The organism is Mesorhizobium sp., from assembly GCF_004962245.1.
In the GTDB taxonomy this organism is placed as follows: domain Bacteria; phylum Pseudomonadota; class Alphaproteobacteria; order Rhizobiales; family Rhizobiaceae; genus Mesorhizobium.
This window is the reverse complement of record NZ_SUHQ01000118.1, coordinates 1-211: the sequence shown is the minus strand read 5'-3', so window position 1 is coordinate 211 and position 211 is coordinate 1. Positions and strand designations below refer to the sequence as shown.

Here is a 211-nt window from a genome sequence, read left to right as displayed (position 1 = left end):
CGCAGGCGCAGATCGACTATCTGCGCTTTCCGCTTGGCGGCCTGTCGAAGCCGCAGGTTCGCGCCATCGCCGAGGAAATGGGGCTGACGGTCGCCGCCAAGCAGGACAGCCAGGACATCTGCTTCGTGCCACAGGGCAAATATTCCGACATCATCGCCAAGCTGAAGCCGACTGCTGCCAATCCGGGCGACATCGTCCATATCGACGGCCG

Annotated in this window: 1 pseudogene; it reads left to right on the top strand. The window is 63.0% G+C overall.

The window, feature by feature from the left end:
• Positions 1–211 (top strand): annotated as a pseudogene (locus tag E5X88_RS33585) (tRNA 2-thiouridine(34) synthase MnmA); the annotation flags it as partial.